Origin of the sequence: Methylobacterium brachiatum, from assembly GCF_900113845.1 — a bacterium.
In the GTDB taxonomy this organism is placed as follows: Bacteria; Pseudomonadota; Alphaproteobacteria; order Rhizobiales; family Beijerinckiaceae; genus Methylobacterium; species Methylobacterium brachiatum.
On sequence record NZ_FOQW01000011.1, the window covers coordinates 62494 to 78021 of the forward strand.

The following is a 15528-nucleotide window of genomic DNA, read 5'->3' on the forward strand; positions in this document are numbered from 1 at the left end:
CCCCCGATCCCGGACCCAGGACACGAGACCGCCGATGCCCACGGACATGCCCGAAGCCGCCCTGGTGCGGCGCTTCTTCGACCGGATCAACGCCGACCGGTTCGACGAGGCGATCGACCTCCTGGCCGAGGATGTCCTCTACCACAACATCCCGCTGCCGGAGATCCGGGGGCGGGAGAACGCCCGGCGCTTCCATAAGGATTTCGGGATCGGCAGCCGCATCCGGGTCGAGTGGCGGCTCCTGCGCCTGGCCCAGGACGGCGATACCGTGCTGACCGAGCGATTCGATCTGTTCACCGACGCGCAGGGCGGCCGGATCGCGCTGCCGACCATGGGCAGCCTGCGCGTCGTCGGCGGCGCGATCACGGAATGGCGGGACTATTTCGACCTGGCGAGCTTCGAGGCACAGGCCGCCGCCCTGCGGGGCTGATGCCGCTCGGCGCGGGCTTGCCCCGGGCTGGCCTCGGCCCGGCGGCGCCGCCCCGGGGTGGTCGCGCCGACCCGCGCCATGTTGTAGGAGACGCCCCGGACGCCGCCCGGTGCGGCCAGGGGGGCTTTCCAGGGAGCTTTGCGGCACAGCATGAAGATCAGCGCGCGCAACGTCATCAAGGGCACGGTGGTGTCGGTCGACAAGGGCTCGACCACCGCCCACGTGAAGATCGAGATCAGCCCCGGCCAGGTGATCACCGCCTCGATCACCAACGAGGCGGTCGATTCGCTCAAGCTCGTGGCCGGCGGCCCGGCCTACGCGGTGGTGAAGGCCTCCGACGTGATGATCGCGGTCGACTGAGCGGCCGTTCGGCGCCCGGGCGGTCATTGCGCCCGCCCGGCGCCCGGATTACGCCCGCCCGGCAGGCTTCCGGGCGGGGGCCTGCAGGTCCGTTGATCGAGGGAGTGGCCCGTGAAGACCGTGCTCGGCATCGAGACCACCTGCGACGAGACCGCCGCTGCCGTGGTGTCCGTCGATGAGGACGGCGCCGGGCAGATCCGCGCCAACGAGGTCCTGAGCCAGATCGCCGAGCACGCCGCCTATGGCGGCGTCGTGCCCGAGATCGCCGCCCGCGCCCATGTCGAGGTGCTCGACCGGCTGATCGCCCGCGCCCTCGACCGGGCCGGGATCGGCTTCTCCGGCCTCGACGGGATCGCGGTGGCGGCCGGGCCCGGGCTGATCGGCGGCGTGCTGGTCGGCCTCGTCACCGCCAAGACCCTGGCGCTGGTGACCCGCAAGCCGCTGCTCGCGGTCAACCATCTGGAGGCCCACGCGCTGACCGCGCGGCTCACCGACAACCTGCCCTTCCCGTATCTCCTGCTGCTGGCCTCGGGCGGCCATACCCAGCTCGTCGCCGTCCGCGGGGTCGGCGATTACGTGCGCCTCGGCTCGACGGTGGACGACGCCATCGGCGAGGCCTTCGACAAGGCGGCCAAGCTGCTGGGCCTCGGCTATCCCGGCGGCCCCGAGGTCGAGCGCATGGCCGAAGCGGGAGATCCCGAGCGCTTCGCCCTGCCCCGGCCGATGCTGGGCCGGCGCGAGGCCGATTTCTCCCTGTCGGGCCTCAAGACCGCCCTGCGGATCGAGGCCGAGCGGATCGCGCCGCTGGCCGAGCGCGACGTCGCCGACCTGTGCGCCAGCTTCCAGGCCGCCGTGGTCGACGTGGTGGTGGACCGCGCCCGGGTGGCCCTGCGCGCCTTCTCGGGGGTCGCCGGCCGGCCCACCGCCCTGGTGGCGGCGGGCGGCGTCTCGGCCAACGGCGCGATCCGGCGAGCGCTCGCGGCGCTGGCCGGCGAGGCCGGCCTCGGCTTCGTCGCCCCGCCCCTGCCGCTCTGCGGCGACAACGGCGCCATGATCGCCTGGGCCGGGCTGGAGCGGCTGCGCCTCGGGCTCGTGGACGACCTGACCGCCCCGGCCCGCCCCCGCTGGCCGCTCGCCGCCGACCCGGCCCGGGACGCGGTCCCGGCCGGATGAGCGCGGCCGCGGATCGGCGCGCGCATTGGCGGGATCTCGTCGCGCGCCGCCTGCCCGAGGCCGCCCGGCCCGGCTGGCCGGTCCATCTCGACCATTGCTTCGCCCGCATCCTCCTCGACAATGCCTGCGGCGGCCCCTGGCGCGACAGCGTGGCCCCGCCCGCCCATGTCAACATGCCGGCCGACGGCCTGGAGCGCGCCATCGAGCTCGGCGAGGCGGTGCTCGACGGCCGCGCCGACCTCGCCCTGCTCAACCGCCGCTCCCTGGCTTGGCGCGGCAAGATTTGGCGCGGCAAGATTTGGCGCGGCAAGGTCGCCACCGCCCCGGTGCCGGACCATCTCCACGACGGCGACCTGCTCCTGCGCCGCTGGCGCCCGGCGGACACGGCCCCCTTCGCGGCGCTCAACGCCGACCCGGTGGTGATGGAATTCTTCGCGCGGCTGCGGACGGAGCCGGAGAGCGCCGCCGAGGCGGGCAGCTATGACCGGCGCTTCGTCGCGGACGGGTTCGGCCCCTGGGCTCTGGAATGGGACGGGCGGTTCGTCGGCTTCGTCGGCGCCTTCCGGATCATGCGGTCCATGCCGTTCCCGGGGGGCGAGCGGATCGGCGCGACGATCGAGCTGGGCTGGCGCCTCGCCCGGGATGCCTGGGGCCACGGGCTGGCCACCCGGGCCGCGCGGCTGACGCTGGCCGACCTCGCCGGGCGCTGCGGCATCCGGACGGTCGTGGCCTATGCCGCGTCCGGCAATCGCCGCTCGCAGGCGGTGATGGAGCGCCTCGGCATGGTGCGGGCGGAAACGTTCGCGCATCCGGCGGTGCCCGAGGGGCCGCTGCGCAGCCACGTCCTCTATCGGCTCGACCAAGCGGGGGTTTCGGCATGAGCGCACCGATCAACGTCGTCGGCGGCGGCGCCTGGGGGACGGCGCTGGCCAACGCCGCCGCGGCCGCCGGGCACCCGGTCTCCCTCTGGCTGCGCGACCCGGAGGCCGCCGCCCGGCTCGAGGCCGAGCGGGAGAACCCGCGCTACCTGCCGGGGGTGCCGCTTCATGCCCGGATCGCCGCGACGGCGCTCCCCGAACAGCTCGCCGGCGCCCGGGCGACCCTGCTGGTGGTGCCGGCCCAGACCGTGCGCGGCGTGCTGGAGGCCTTGCGCGATCCCCTGGCCTCGGCCGGGCCGGTGATCCTCTGCGCCAAGGGGATCGAGCGCGGCACCGACAGCTTCCTGAGCGCGGTGGCCGCGCAGGTCCTGCCCCCGGGAACGCCGGTGGCGGTCCTGTCCGGCCCGAGCTTCGCGGCCGACGTCGCCCGCGGCCTGCCCACCGCCGTGACCCTGGCGGCGGCCGATCCCGGGCTCGCCGCCGCCTTGAGCACGCTGCTCTCGGGCCCGAGCTTCCGGCTCTACCACACCGATGACGTGCGCGGCGTCGAGATCGGCGGCGCCGGCAAGAACGTGCTGGCCATCGCCTGCGGGATCGTGGCCGGCCGGGGGCTGGGCGAGAGCGCCCGGGCGGCGCTGATCGCCCGCGCCTTCGCCGAGCTGATGCGCTTCGCCCGCGCCTTCGGGGGCCGGCCCGAGACCCTGATGGGCCTGTCGGGCCTCGGCGATCTCGTGCTCACCGCCTCCTCGCCGCAATCGCGCAACTTCGCCTTCGGCCAGCGCCTCGGCGCCGGGGCGACCCCGGAGGCGGCCGCCGGCGGCAAGCTCGCCGAAGGCGCCTTCACGGCCGCAGCCCTCGCCGGCTTGGCGGCAGCCCGGGGCATCGAGATGCCGGTGGCCCAGGCCGTGGCCGCGATCGTGGCCGGCCAGGCCGGCGTCGAGGACGTGATCGCCGGCCTGCTGGCCCGGCCGCTCCGCGGCGAGACGGATTAGGGTCTGAGTTTACGCAGCTTGACCATGAGGTTGCTGCTTTCGACCCACAACAGCCATGTGGACGGACGCCAGCGGTTCCCCGAAGCGGTCATCTAGGATGAGCGCTTTCTGTAGGCTCTGCGCGGCGGTCGCGCAGCAGCATCGTGTCAGATCGCAGACTTTCGAGGTTCGTTCCGCTACAGCCTCTTCTGGGCTGTACAGAGATACCGCATGACCGTATCGAGTGACGATGACCTCGTGGGGCTCAAGAAGATCGGACGCATTGTCGCCGAAACGCTTGAGGTGATGGGCCGAGCCATCGAGCCTGGCATCACCGAACGAGAGCTGGATCAAATCGGCAGGGATTACCTGAGTGCGGCCGGTGCCCGTCCGGCTCCCGAACTGGTCTACGGCTTCCCGGGCGCGACCTGCATCAGCGTCAACGAGAAGATCGCGCATGGAATACCCGGCGATCGTCGTGTCCGGGCAAGCGACCTCGTCAACATCGACGTCTCTGCTGAGAAGGACGGCTACTTCGCGGATACGGGCGCGTCGTTCGCTGTGCCGCCGGTGGCGCGTGCGGTTGAACGGCTCTGCCGGGACGGGCGACGCGCGATGTGGACTGGGTTGCGTCAGGTCAGCACCGGCAAGCCGTTCGCTGGCATCGGTCGAGCGGTCGGCACCTTCGCTCGGCAGAACGGCTACACGCTCGTGCGCAACCTTGCCAGCCACGGGGTCGGTTTGTCGCTGCATGAGGAGCCAACTGAGATCGCAACTTGGCCCGACGCCTCCGAGCGCCGGGTCATGACGGACGGGCTCGTCTTCACCGTCGAGCCATTCTTGTCTCTCGGCGCGAACTTCGCCGAGGATGGTGACGATGGATGGACTCTCTATAGCCAGCCTAGAGCACCAACCGTGCAATACGAGCACACGGTCATCGCGACCCGCAATGGTCCATTGGTTTTGACGGTACCGTCGCCATAGGATCGGGGGCAGCTCAAGCCTGCCGATCCGGCATACACGTACAGGTATGGCTTGACGGACTGCGAGTTCCTGAGCAGCGTCTGCTTATGAGTTTGCGCTACTCATAAGCAGACAGTCGCAAATCCACCCTCCGCAGACTTCATTACGGCCAAGCTGATTGGGTTAAGGCTCTGGGTTCTCAGGGTCCGGTGGATCGCGCACCTCAAGCGGGAAGGCTCCGGCCGCTATCCCTTCCGGTGCTCCCGGAACGCCGCCGTGATCGCCCGGAGCGCGTCCTTGCTGCGCGGGTCGGTCAGGGACGAGTGCAGCACGAGGGCGAGGGAGGGGATCGGCGGCAGGCCCAGCGCGTCGCCGACATCGATCGCGTCGGCCGGGGCGAGCCGGCGCGGGAAGGCCGAGACCGCCAGCCCAGCTGACAGGGCGGCGCTGATTGCCGCGGTGCCCCCGAGGAACACCTCCGTCCAGGGGATGCCGGCCCGGTCCAGGAGCTGGGTGGCGACGTCCCGGATGGAGCAGCAGGGCGAGGTCGCGGCCAGGCGCAACGCATCGCCGGGCCGGTGCTCGAAATGCGGCGCCGCGAACCAGCCGAAATGCTCCGGCCCCAGGATCTCGCCGTCGCGCCGGTCGTCGTCGCTGCGGATGATCGCCGCGTCGATCGTGCCGGCCTCGAAGCCGTCGAGCAGGGGGCGGGCATTGTCGAGCAGCACCTCGATCGCCAGCGCCGGGTCGAGGGATTTCAGCCGGGCGAGCAGGCCCGGCACCTCCGGGCCCATGACGTGGGCGGCAATCCCGAGCCGGAACCGGCGGCGCGGCTCCGCGAGGCCCGCCACGGCCCGCTCATGCGCGGCCAAAAACTCCCGCGCCGCGCCGATGAAGATCTCGCCCTGTGCCGAGAGCCGGACCTGACGGGGCGTGCGCTCGATCAGCCGCTGGCCGAGCCGGTCCTCCAGCCGCCGCAGCTTCACGCTGACCGCGCCCTGCGTCACCCCGAGCGCCTCGGCGGCCCGGGTGAAGCTCCTGTGGTCCGCCACCGTCACGAAGGTCCGGACCGCGTCGACGTCGAGGGTGAGCACCGGAACCATCCAGTTTCGTCATCACTGAAATAGATTGGCATTCGATTGTGTTGTGATCAACCGCGCGCCAGGCTCCGCCGCGTCCTCGTATCTCCGGCGACGGTGCGGATCATGACGAGCAAGCTCAGTGACCTTCAAGACGTTCGCGATTCCCTGTGCGGGGCCGGGCCGGATCCCGTTCGGGTCGATCGCAAGACCGAAAACAGCCTGGCGCTGGCGGCCCTATGCCTGTCCGCCCTGATGCTGGGGCTGGAGATCTCCAGCATCCCGTCGATCCTGCCGACCCTGGAGCGGGTCCTGGGGGCGGATTTCCGGCAGCTCCAGTGGATCATGAACGCCTACACGGTAGCCATGACCACCTGCCTGATGGCCATGGGGACCCTGGCCGACCGGTTCGGGCGCCGGCGCGTCTTCCTGATCGGCGTGGCGGCGTTCGGGGCGGCCTCCCTGGCCTGCGGCCTGGCGCCGAGCGCCCCGGTGCTGATCGCGGCCCGGTCCCTCCAGGGGGCGAGCGCCGCCGCGATGCTGGCCTGCCAGACCGCGGTCCTGTCGCACCAGTTCCGGGACGGGCCCGAGCGCGGGACGGCCTTCGGCTGGTGGGGGATCGTGTTCGGCTTCGGCCTCGGCTTCGGCCCGCTGATCGGCGGCATCACCGTTGCGGCCGTGAGCTGGGAATGGGTGTTCCTGATCCACGTCCTGCTGGCGCTGGTAACAATCGGCCTGGCACGGGCCGGCATCGTCGAATCCTCCGATCCCCAGGCCAGGCGCGTCGACGGTGCCGGCATCGCGACGCTGTCGCTCGCGGTGTTCAGCCTGGTCTACCTGATCACCCGCGGGCAGCCGCTCCGCTGGGACGATCCGGCGAGCCTGCTGGCGCTCGCCGGCGCCGTGAGCCTCGTGGCGTTCGTCGTCGTCGAGACCCGGGCGGCCCGGCCGATGTTCGACTTCGGGGCTTTCCGGAACCGCCGCTTCGCGGGCGCCCTGCTCGGATCGAGCGCGATGAATTTCAGCTTCTGGCCGTTCGTCATCTACCTGCCGATCTACTTCCAGGCGGTGCTGGGCTACGACAGCCTGGGCGCCGGCCTCGCGCTCCTGGCCTATACGCTGCCGACCCTGGTGGTGCCGCCCCTGGCGGAGCGGCTTCTCCTGCGCGACGGCCCGGGGCTGGTCATCCCGCTCGGCCTGTTCACCATCGGCGCCGGCTTCCTGCTGATGCGGCTGGCCGTCATTGGCACGCAGGCGGGCTGGCCGACGCTGCTGCCCGGCTGCCTCCTGGCCGGCATCGGCCTCGGCCTCACCAACACGCCGGTCACCAACACCGCCACGGGCGCCCTGCCCCCGGAGCGCGCCGGGATGGCCTCGGGCATGGATATGAGCGCGCGGATGATTTCGCTTGCCGTCAACATCGCCCTGATGGGCTTCCTCCTGCTCCAGGGCGTCCGATCCGGCCTCGAACCGCTTCTGCAGGGGACGGCGCTCGACGCCCTCGCGGAAGCGGTCGCCGCCGGCAACCTCGCGGTGGCCGGGGTCGCGGATCTCACCGAGTCGATCGCCCGGCAGGCGCTGGTCCGGGGCTTCGACCGGGTGATGCTCTATGGCGGGCTCTGCGCCTGGGCCTTCGCGGGGGCGAGCCGGCTCGTGCTCGGCCGCAACGGACGGTGAACCGCCGCCGGAGGGGCCTGTGCGCCCCGGGGAGAGCTGCGCTATGGGGGCCGTGCCGCCGCGACGGGGCGGCCCTCGAGAGACGGCGTGATGGCGTACTGGCTGTTCAAATCCGAGCCCGCGACCTGGTCGTGGGACCAGCAGGTCGAGGCCGGCGCGGCCGGGACGCACTGGAACGGCGTGCGCAACCACCTGGCCAAGAAGCACCTGATGGCCATGCAGGTCGGCGACCGGGGCTTCTTCTACCACTCGAACGAGGGCAAGGCGGTGGTCGGCATCGTCGAGGTGATCCGGCCCTATTACCCCGACCACACCGACGAGACCGGCCGCTTCGGCATGGTCGACGTGAAGGCCGTCGAGGCCCTGCCCCGGCCGGTGACGCTGGACGCGATCAAGGCCGATCCGGCGCTCGCCGACATGGTGCTGGTGAACAATTCGCGCCTGTCGGTGCAGCCTGTGACCGAGGCCGAGTGGAACCGCGTCCGCGCCCTCGCCGGGGCCCCGTAAGGTCCCGGTTTCAAAAGGTCTGAGACCTTTTGCGGGTCCAGGGCGGAGCCCTGGTGTCTCAGGCGGCGCGGTTGAAGGCGTTGCGGGCCGGCATGAAGGCGTCGGCGCCGACATCGACCGGGGGCAGCGTGTCCATCACCCGGGAGGCCGGCAGGGTGACGATCACCTCGGTGCCCTCCCGCGGCCGCGAGGACAGCTGGAACTGGCCGCCGTGGAGCTCCACCAGCCCCTTCACGATCGGCAGGCCGAGGCCGGACCCCTGCTCGGCGGTCTTGATCGCCAGGGAGCCGCGGCCGAACGAGGACATCACGGTGCCGAGCTCGTCCTCGGGGATGCCGGGGCCGCTGTCCTTCACCGAGACGTATTGCCCGCCCGAGGCGGTCCAGCCGACCTTCAGCCAGATCTCGCCGCCGGGCGGCGTGAACTTCACGGCGTTCGACAGGAGGTTGAGCACGATCTGGCGCAGGGCCCGCTCGTCCGCCCAGAGCCGCGGCAGGGAGCCGTCGACGAGGTCGTGGAAGGTCTGGTTCTTCGCCTTGGCGCGCAGCCCCATCATGTGGCGGCACTCCTCCACGATGTGGGCGAGCTGCACCGCCTCCTCGTTGAGCTCGTAGCGGCCGGCCTCGATCCGCGACAGGTCGAGGATCTCGTTGATCAGGTTGAGGAGGTGCATCCCGCTGTCGTGGATGTCGTTCGAGTACTCGCGGTAGGACGGCGCCGTGTGGATGCCGAACACCTCGTTCTTCATCACCTCCGAGAAGCCCAGGATGGCGTTGAGCGGCGTGCGCAGCTCGTGGCTCATGGTGGCGAGGAAGCGGGATTTGGCGAGGTTGGCCTCCTCGGCCCGGCGGCGCGCCTCGTCGGAATTGGCCTTGGCCTGCTCCAGCTCGCCGAACACCGCGTCCTTCTCGGCCCGCGAGCGCAGGGCGCCCACCGTCGAGGCGTAGAGGCGGCGGGACAGGCCCAGGAAGAAGATCTGCGCGCCCCCGGCCATCGCCAGCAGCAGCAGCGCGTCCATGCCCGTGGAGAAGGCGGCCAGCGACGCGGTGGCGAGGCCCAGCGGCAACAGGGCGGTCACCGCCGCCGCCGGCACGGTGGCGGCCAGCATGGTGGTGACGGCCGCCGCGATCACCAGGCCGAACAGCGCGAAGGTCCAGCCGCCGGTGGCGCCGAGCCCGATCATCGCCGACCACGACAGGCTCTGCAGCACCTCGCCGATCAGGAACCGGCGGCGCCAGCGGGCGAGCGGGATCGTCGCCGCGTCGGCCCGCAGGAAGGCGCGGCTCAGCGTGGTGTTGAGCGTGATCATCACGAACACGCCGAGCGCCCAGAGGGCGGCGACGACGGGCGCGATCCAGAAGGTCGCCGCCGTGGCCAGCGCCGCGGCGAACAGGACCAGCGGGATGCCGGCGCCGGCCCGGTACTGAGCGTAATGCCGCAGCAGCTCGTGGTCGAAGGCCCGCTCCAGGCCGGTCTGCGAGGTCAGCTTCTCGCGGGCCGAGCGGATCTCGCGGGCGACACCGAGGCGTCGCGCCGCTTCCTCCGTCGAGGGGCCGCGACCGCGCTGCACCATCTCGACGGTGAGATCGGACATGGGTCTCTTGAAACTCGGCTCGAACGCGGCGGCGAGGCAGCTGGGCGGGGTGGTGATCGCGCCAGGATGGGGCGGATGTCTTAAGAAGCGGCTGCCGAGATCGGTCGGATCTTAGGGATCGGGCTCATCCCGGCGCGAGGCGCTCCGGGTGTCCGTGCGCTGCCACACATCGTTGCCGGGCCGGGGCGGATTACGGTAAACCACACGCGTGGCGGGCCGAGTGCCGCGATCCGGTGCGCGCCGGATTCCGCGTGTCGACCGAGGGCCGCCGACCATGCCGAAGCTCACCGTCAACGGCGTCACCCACGAGGTCGACGCCGACCCGGACATGCCGCTGCTCTGGGTCCTGCGCGACCGCCTCGACGCCACCGGCACCAAGTACGGCTGCGGCATCGCGCAATGCGGCGCCTGCACGGTCCATCTCGACGGGCAGCCGGTGCGGTCCTGCCAGACCAAGCTCGGCGATGTCGGCACCGCCCAGGTGACGACCATCGAGGGCGTCTCGGGCCGCGTGGCCGAGGCCGTCCAGGCCGCCTGGCGCAAGCTCGACGTCGTGCAGTGCGGCTACTGCCAGTCGGGGCAGATCATGTCGGCGATCGGGCTCCTGTCCGGCAACGCCAAGCCCAGCGACGGCGACATCGACGGCGCCATGGACGGCAACATCTGCCGCTGCGGCACCTACCAGCGCATCCGCGCCGCGATCCACGAGGCCGCGCGCGACCTCGCGTGAAGTCCCTGCCCCTCCCCGCGGTCCTGACCGGAGCATCGCCGCCATGCTGAACGCCCGTCGACCGAACCGAGTCCCGCCCCCCGCCCGGACCAGCCGCCGGGGCTTCCTGGCCGGCGCCGGCGCCATCGTGGTCGCCTTCCGGCTGGACGCGAAACCCGCCCGGGCCGCTGCCGGCCCGGACCTCGCGGGCGTCAAGGCCCAGCCCAACGCCTTCGTGCGGATCGCCCCGGACGACACCGTCACGGTGGTGATCAAGCACCTGGACATGGGCCAGGGCAACACGACCGGGCTGGCCACGATCCTGGCCGACGAGCTCGGCGCCGACTGGAAGACGGTCCGCACCGAGTTCGCCCCCGCGGACGCGACGCTCTATAACAACAGCCTGATGGGCCCGATCCAGGGCACCGGCGGCTCCACCGCGGTGGCCAATTCCTGGTTCCAGCTGCGCAAGGCCGGGGCCGCCGCCCGGGAGATGCTGATGGCCGAGGCGGCCTTCCGCTGGAAGGTCCCGGTCTCGCAGATCACCGTCGCGGACGGCGTGGTGCGCCACGCGGCGTCGGGCCGGCAGGCCCGGTTCGGCGAGCTCGCCGCCTCGGCCGCCTCCCTGCCGGTGCCGTCCGAGCCGCGGCTCAAGGACCCCAGCGAGTGGAAACTCATCGGCCAGAAGGTGCCGCGCCTCGATTCCGTGGCCAAGACCAACGGCTCGGCGATCTATTCCCTGGACATCCGCCGCCCGAACCAGGTCACCGCCGTCGTCGCCCGCGCGCCGCGCTTCGGCGCCACCGTGAAGGGTTTCGACGCCGCCGCGGCCCGGAAGGTCGCCGGCGTGTTCGACGTGGTCCAGGTCCCCACCGGCGTGGCCGTGATCGCCCGGGACACCTGGGCGGCCATGAAGGGCCGCGAGGCGCTGACCGTCACCTGGGACGACAGCACCGCCGAGACCCGCTCGTCCGAGGCGATCTTGGCCGAGTACCGGGAGCGGGCCAAGGGCCCCGGTCTCACCGCCTCGGAGCGCGGCGATCCGCAGGCCGCGCTCAAGGGCGCCGCCAAGGTGATCGAGGCCGAGTTCACCTTCCCGTACCTCGCCCACGCGGCGATGGAGCCCCTGAACGCCACGATCGAGCGGGCGGCCGACGGCGGCTACGACGTCTATGCCGGCTTCCAGTTCCAGACCGTGGAGCAGGCGACCATGGCGGCGATCCTCGGGGTGACCCCCGACAGGGTCCGGCTCCACAGCAACTGGGCCGGCGGCTCCTTCGGCCGCCGGGCGACGCCCACCGCCGACTACCTCGCGGAGGCCGCCGCCGTGCTCAAGGCCACCGGCGAGAAGACGCCCGTGCACCTGGTCTGGACCCGCGAGGACGACATGGCCGGCGGCTATTACCGCCCGACCGTGCTGCACAAGGTCCGGGCCGGCATCGACGCCAAGGGCGCGGTGGTCGGCTGGGACCACGTCATGGTCGGCAAGTCGATCATGATCGGCTCGCCCTTCGAGGCGATGATCGTCAAGAACGGCATCGACTCGACCACCGTCGAGGGCGCCTCCGACACGCCCTACGCGCTGCCGGCCTACCGCTTCGGCGTCCATAACGGCCGCGAGGGCGTGCCGGTCCTGTGGTGGCGCTCGGTCGGCCACACCCACACGGCGCACGTCATGGAGGTGATGATCGACGAGCTGGCCCATGCCGCCGCCGTCGATCCCGTGGCCTACCGGCTGTCGCTGCTCGCGCAGGCGCCGCGGCTTTCCGGCGTGCTGAAGCTCGCCGCCGACAAGGCCGGCTGGACGGGTAAGCCGCAGGAGAAGGGCCGCGGCCTCGGGGTCGCGGTCCACGAATCCTTCGGCTCCTACGTCGCCATGGTGGCCGACGTCTCCGCGCAGGAGGCCGGGATCCGGGTGAACCGGATCGTGGCGGCGGTGGATGTCGGCGTCCCGGTCAACCCGGACGTGATCCGCGCCCAGGTCGAGGGCGCGGTCGGCTTCGCTCTGTCGGCAGTCCTGCGCAACCGCATCACCCTCAAGGACGGGCAGGTGCAGGAGCACAATTTCGACGCCTACGAGCCGACCCGGATGAGCGAGATGCCGCAGGTCGAGGTGCATATCGTGCCGAGCCAGGCCGCGCCCACCGGTATCGGCGAGCCGGGCGTGCCCGTGCTGGCGCCGGCCATCGCCAACGCGGTGTTCTCCGCCACCGGCCGGCGCCTGCGCGCCCTGCCCCTCGACCTCTCCGGCGTGAAGGGCGCGTGACGAATCGCACGGCGCGCCTGTCCGCCCCGGCGTAGGAGGGAGGGGCCTTCCCCCCAAGGCAAGAGACCCGACTGACGACGGCGCGGCGCGACACCGCGCCGTTTTTTTTGGCGCCGGTTGTTTTGGTTTCCGCGCGGCCGCTCGCCATCTTGGGCGGATGCCGTCCCCCGCCCCGTTCGAAGACATTGCCGCCCGCCTGCGCGCCTGCCGCCTCTGCCGGGACAGCCCGCTCTACGGGCCGCCCCTGCCCCAGGAGCCGCGGCCGATCGTGCAGGGCAGCACCGGCGCGCGGCTCTGCGTGGCGAGCCAGGCCCCCGGCACCCGGGCCCACCGCACCGGCCTGCCCTTCACCGACCCGTCCGGGGTACGGCTGCGGAGCTGGCTCGGCCTCGACGAGACGCGGTTCTACGACCCCGCGCAGGTGGCGATCGTGCCGATGGGCTCCTGCTTCCCCGGCCTCGACGCCAAGGGCGGCGACCGGCCGCCGCGCCGGGAATGCGCGGAGCGCTGGCGCACGGAGCTGTTCTCCGGCCTGCCGAACCTCGATCTCATCCTGGTGATCGGCCAGTACGCGCAGGCCTGGCATCTGGGCCGGATGGAGGACGGCCTGACCGGCACCGTGCGGCGCTGGCGCACGATCCTCGCCGAGCCCCGCCGCCCCCGGGTCCTGCCCCTGCCCCATCCGTCCTGGCGCAACAACGGCTGGCTCAAGCGCGAGCCCTGGTTCGAGGCGGAGCTGCTGCCGGTGCTGAAGGCGGAGGTGGCGCGGGTGCTGGGCGGGTGAGACGTCTCGGAGCAGGGCTGAACAGGCTCGACGGCGCCGCCATCCGGGCGCTACAAAATCGTGTGCGGATGGTCTGGGACGAGCCGAAGCGTCAGAGGAACCTCAGGCCGCCGCCCGAGGGGCATGGCCTGGATTTCGCCGATGCACAGGCCCGTTTCGAATGGGACACCGCCCTGGTCAGCGAGACCCACGCGAGCAAGACCGGCGGGCGCCGCTTCAAGGCCGTCGGTTTCCTGGACTTGCAGCTCGTGACCCTCACCTTCGCGGTGCTCGGAACCGAGGCGGTTTCGGCGATCAGCCTGCGCCCGGCGAGCCGGAAGGAACGGATGGCCTATGACGACGCGTGACACGACCAAGCGAAGGGCGCCTCCCCTCAGCGATGCCGAGGAGGCGCTCCTGCAGGCGGCCATCGCCAACAATCCCGATTCGGAGGAACTGACCGATGCGGAACTTGCGCGTCTGCGCCCGGCCCGCGACGTGCTTCCGCCCGCCGTCTACGCCGCGCTGACCCAGGGGAGCCCCTCGCAGGCTGAGAGCGGGCGCGTACAGCTCACCCTGAGCGTGGATCCCGACGTGCTCGCCGCCTACAAGGCCGGCGGTCCCGGCTGGCAGGCGCGCATGAACGAGGCTTTGGCCGCGGGGATCGCCCGCGGCAAGCGGCGGTCCAGGGCCGTCAAGCGCGGCTGACGCGCCCGGGCCGGATTGACAGGGATCGCCGCGGCGTGATCCGTGCCGCCAGCCCGAAGGACGCCCCGATGACCGTGCGTGCAGACCCCCGCGACCGCCTGATCGTGGCCCTCGATCTCCCGAGCGTGGCCGAGGCCGAGGCGCTGATCGACCGGATCGGGGATGCCGCGACCTTCTACAAGATCGGCTACCGGCTGGGCTATGCGGGCGGCCTGGCGCTCGCCGAGCGGCTGGCGGCGCGCGGCCTCAAAGTGTTCCTCGACCTGAAGCTGCACGACATCGGCAACACCGTCGAGGAGGGCGTGCGCTCGGCCTCGGGCCTGGGCGCCACCTTCCTCACCGTGCACGCCTATCCCCAGACCATGCGGGCGGCCGTGCGCGGGCGGGGGGCGGATCTGAGGATCCTGGCCGTGACGGTGCTCACCTCCTACGACGATGCCGACGCCGCGGAGGCCGGCTACGGCCTGCCGGTGGCCGAGCTGGTCGCCAAGCGCGCCGCCCAGGCCGCGGAGATCGGCGTCGACGGCCTGGTCTGCTCGGCGGCCGAGGCGGCCTCGGTCCGGCGCATCGTCGGGCCGGACCGGCTGATCGTCACCCCGGGCATCCGCCCGGCAGGCGCGGAGGCCGGCGACCAGAAGCGGGTGATGACCCCCGGCGATGCCCGCAAGGTCGGGATCGACCACGTGGTGGTCGGGCGCCCGATCACTGGCGCCGCCGATCCCCGCGCGGTCGCGCAGGCGATCGTCGCCGAACTCGCCTGAATCCCGGCATTGCCTTCCGGCAACCGGAATCCATCTCACCTCCGCAACCGATGAGGCGCAGGATGGCGAAGGGCTACTGGATCGCGCGGGTCGATGTCCGCGACGCGGAGGCCTACAAGGATTACGTGGCCGCCAACGGCGCCGCCTTCGCCAAGCATGGCGGGCGCTTCCTGGTGCGCGGCGGCGCCTTCGAGGCGGTGATGGGGCAGCCCCGGTCCCGCAACGTGGTGATCGAGTTCCCGAGCTACGCCGACGCCCTCGCCTGCTGGAACTCGGATCTCTACCAGGCGGCCAAGGCCAAGCAGCGCGGCGGCGTCGAGGCCGAGATCCTGGTGATCGAGGGCTATGACGGCCCGCAGCCGAGCACCTCCGAGCCGGCGCCGGAGGCGGGGCGGGCCTCGGAATAGGCTTCCCGTCCGAGGGGGGCCTATCCATCACGGGCCGGGTGCGGGATCGACAGGCCCTGAAGCGCGGTGGCGACGGCGTCGAAGATCGGGTCGCGATCGCGCGCCGCATGCCCGCGCCTGCCTGGGCACGTCGCGTGCAGGAGATGCCTGGTCAGGCCGTCGATATCCCGTGCGATGCCGGCTTGGCTGCGGCCCCGCGGTCGCGTAACCGGCCCGGCTCGTCGCGGGCGCCGGACGGACTGTGATTCGATCCGGTGTTCCGCCGGATCCGGTCGCAACGTT

The 15528-nt window shown here is 72.0% G+C and carries 17 protein-coding genes; 15 read left to right on the forward strand and 2 right to left on the reverse strand.

All coding sequences use genetic code 11. The features are described 5' to 3' along the window. Positions 1-34 precede the first annotated feature (34 nt). The 6 genes from BMZ47_RS15765 to map all read left to right on the forward strand — a co-directional run bounded on the left by BMZ47_RS15765 (position 35) and on the right by map (position 4796). Positions 35-430: a limonene-1,2-epoxide hydrolase family protein gene (locus BMZ47_RS15765; RefSeq protein ID WP_091863359.1), complete on the forward strand. Its 396-nt coding sequence runs from the start codon at positions 35-37 to the stop codon at positions 428-430. 150 nt (positions 431-580) lie between these two features. After that, on the forward strand, positions 581-790 hold the full coding sequence (locus tag BMZ47_RS15770; protein WP_007558473.1) for a TOBE domain-containing protein: 210 nt from the start codon (positions 581-583) through the stop codon (positions 788-790). 111 nt (positions 791-901) lie between these two features. Next, on the forward strand, positions 902-1963 hold the full coding sequence (tsaD, locus tag BMZ47_RS15775) for a tRNA (adenosine(37)-N6)-threonylcarbamoyltransferase complex transferase subunit TsaD (protein WP_091863360.1): 1062 nt from the start codon (positions 902-904) through the stop codon (positions 1961-1963). Further along, a complete protein-coding gene (locus tag BMZ47_RS15780) occupies positions 1960-2844 on the forward strand; it encodes a GNAT family N-acetyltransferase (protein WP_091863361.1) in 885 nt (294 codons plus the stop codon). The genes tsaD and BMZ47_RS15780 overlap by 4 nt, the downstream gene beginning before the upstream one ends. Beyond that, positions 2841-3833, forward strand: coding sequence for an NAD(P)H-dependent glycerol-3-phosphate dehydrogenase (locus BMZ47_RS15785; protein ID WP_007558478.1), 993 nt, complete (start codon positions 2841-2843; stop codon positions 3831-3833). The genes BMZ47_RS15780 and BMZ47_RS15785 overlap by 4 nt, the downstream gene beginning before the upstream one ends. Positions 3834-4043: 210 nt before the next feature. Continuing rightward, positions 4044-4796, forward strand: coding sequence for a type I methionyl aminopeptidase (map, locus tag BMZ47_RS15790; protein WP_007559409.1), 753 nt, complete (start codon positions 4044-4046; stop codon positions 4794-4796). Between the two features lie 224 nt (positions 4797-5020). On the opposite strand, the gene BMZ47_RS15795 is transcribed toward map, so the two are convergent. Beyond that, on the reverse strand, positions 5021-5878 hold the full coding sequence (locus BMZ47_RS15795; RefSeq protein ID WP_091863362.1) for a LysR family transcriptional regulator: 858 nt from the start codon (positions 5876-5878) through the stop codon (positions 5021-5023). A 102-nt stretch (positions 5879-5980) separates the two neighbouring features. Between BMZ47_RS15795 and BMZ47_RS15800 the strand changes: the two genes are divergently transcribed. Then, positions 5981-7531, forward strand: a complete 1551-nt coding sequence (locus BMZ47_RS15800; RefSeq protein WP_091863363.1) for an MFS transporter — start codon at positions 5981-5983, stop codon at positions 7529-7531. 90 nt (positions 7532-7621) lie between these two features. Further along, complete coding sequence (locus BMZ47_RS15805; protein ID WP_091863364.1) at positions 7622-8038, forward strand: EVE domain-containing protein; 417 nt, start codon at positions 7622-7624, stop codon at positions 8036-8038. A gap of 58 nt (positions 8039-8096) precedes the next feature. On the opposite strand, the gene BMZ47_RS15810 is transcribed toward BMZ47_RS15805, so the two are convergent. Next, positions 8097-9632 (reverse strand): sensor histidine kinase, encoded by a 1536-nt coding sequence (locus tag BMZ47_RS15810; RefSeq protein WP_091863365.1) that lies wholly within the window; start codon positions 9630-9632, stop codon positions 8097-8099. 274 nt (positions 9633-9906) lie between these two features. On the opposite strand from BMZ47_RS15810, the gene BMZ47_RS15815 reads away from it, so the two are divergent. From BMZ47_RS15815 to BMZ47_RS15845, 7 genes are all read left to right on the forward strand, one after another. Further along, on the forward strand, positions 9907-10362 hold the full coding sequence (locus tag BMZ47_RS15815; RefSeq protein ID WP_007563374.1) for a (2Fe-2S)-binding protein: 456 nt from the start codon (positions 9907-9909) through the stop codon (positions 10360-10362). Positions 10363-10405: 43 nt separating this feature from the next. Beyond that, positions 10406-12607 (forward strand): xanthine dehydrogenase family protein molybdopterin-binding subunit, encoded by a 2202-nt coding sequence (locus tag BMZ47_RS15820; RefSeq protein WP_091863366.1) that lies wholly within the window; start codon positions 10406-10408, stop codon positions 12605-12607. A gap of 157 nt (positions 12608-12764) precedes the next feature. Then, positions 12765-13391 carry a uracil-DNA glycosylase family protein gene (locus BMZ47_RS15825; protein ID WP_091863367.1) on the forward strand — a complete coding sequence of 209 codons (627 nt, stop codon included), beginning with the start codon at positions 12765-12767 and terminating at the stop codon, positions 13389-13391. Next, complete coding sequence (locus BMZ47_RS15830) at positions 13388-13738, forward strand: BrnT family toxin (RefSeq protein ID WP_342029066.1); 351 nt, start codon at positions 13388-13390, stop codon at positions 13736-13738. The genes BMZ47_RS15825 and BMZ47_RS15830 overlap by 4 nt, the downstream gene beginning before the upstream one ends. Then, positions 13725-14078, forward strand: coding sequence for a BrnA antitoxin family protein (locus tag BMZ47_RS15835; RefSeq protein ID WP_007563366.1), 354 nt, complete (start codon positions 13725-13727; stop codon positions 14076-14078). The genes BMZ47_RS15830 and BMZ47_RS15835 overlap by 14 nt, the downstream gene beginning before the upstream one ends. A gap of 68 nt (positions 14079-14146) precedes the next feature. Then, on the forward strand, positions 14147-14839 hold the full coding sequence (gene pyrF, locus BMZ47_RS15840) for an orotidine-5'-phosphate decarboxylase (protein WP_091863470.1): 693 nt from the start codon (positions 14147-14149) through the stop codon (positions 14837-14839). Between the two features lie 62 nt (positions 14840-14901). After that, positions 14902-15246 carry a DUF1330 domain-containing protein gene (locus tag BMZ47_RS15845; protein ID WP_007563362.1) on the forward strand — a complete coding sequence of 115 codons (345 nt, stop codon included), beginning with the start codon at positions 14902-14904 and terminating at the stop codon, positions 15244-15246. Positions 15247-15528 lie beyond the last annotated feature (282 nt).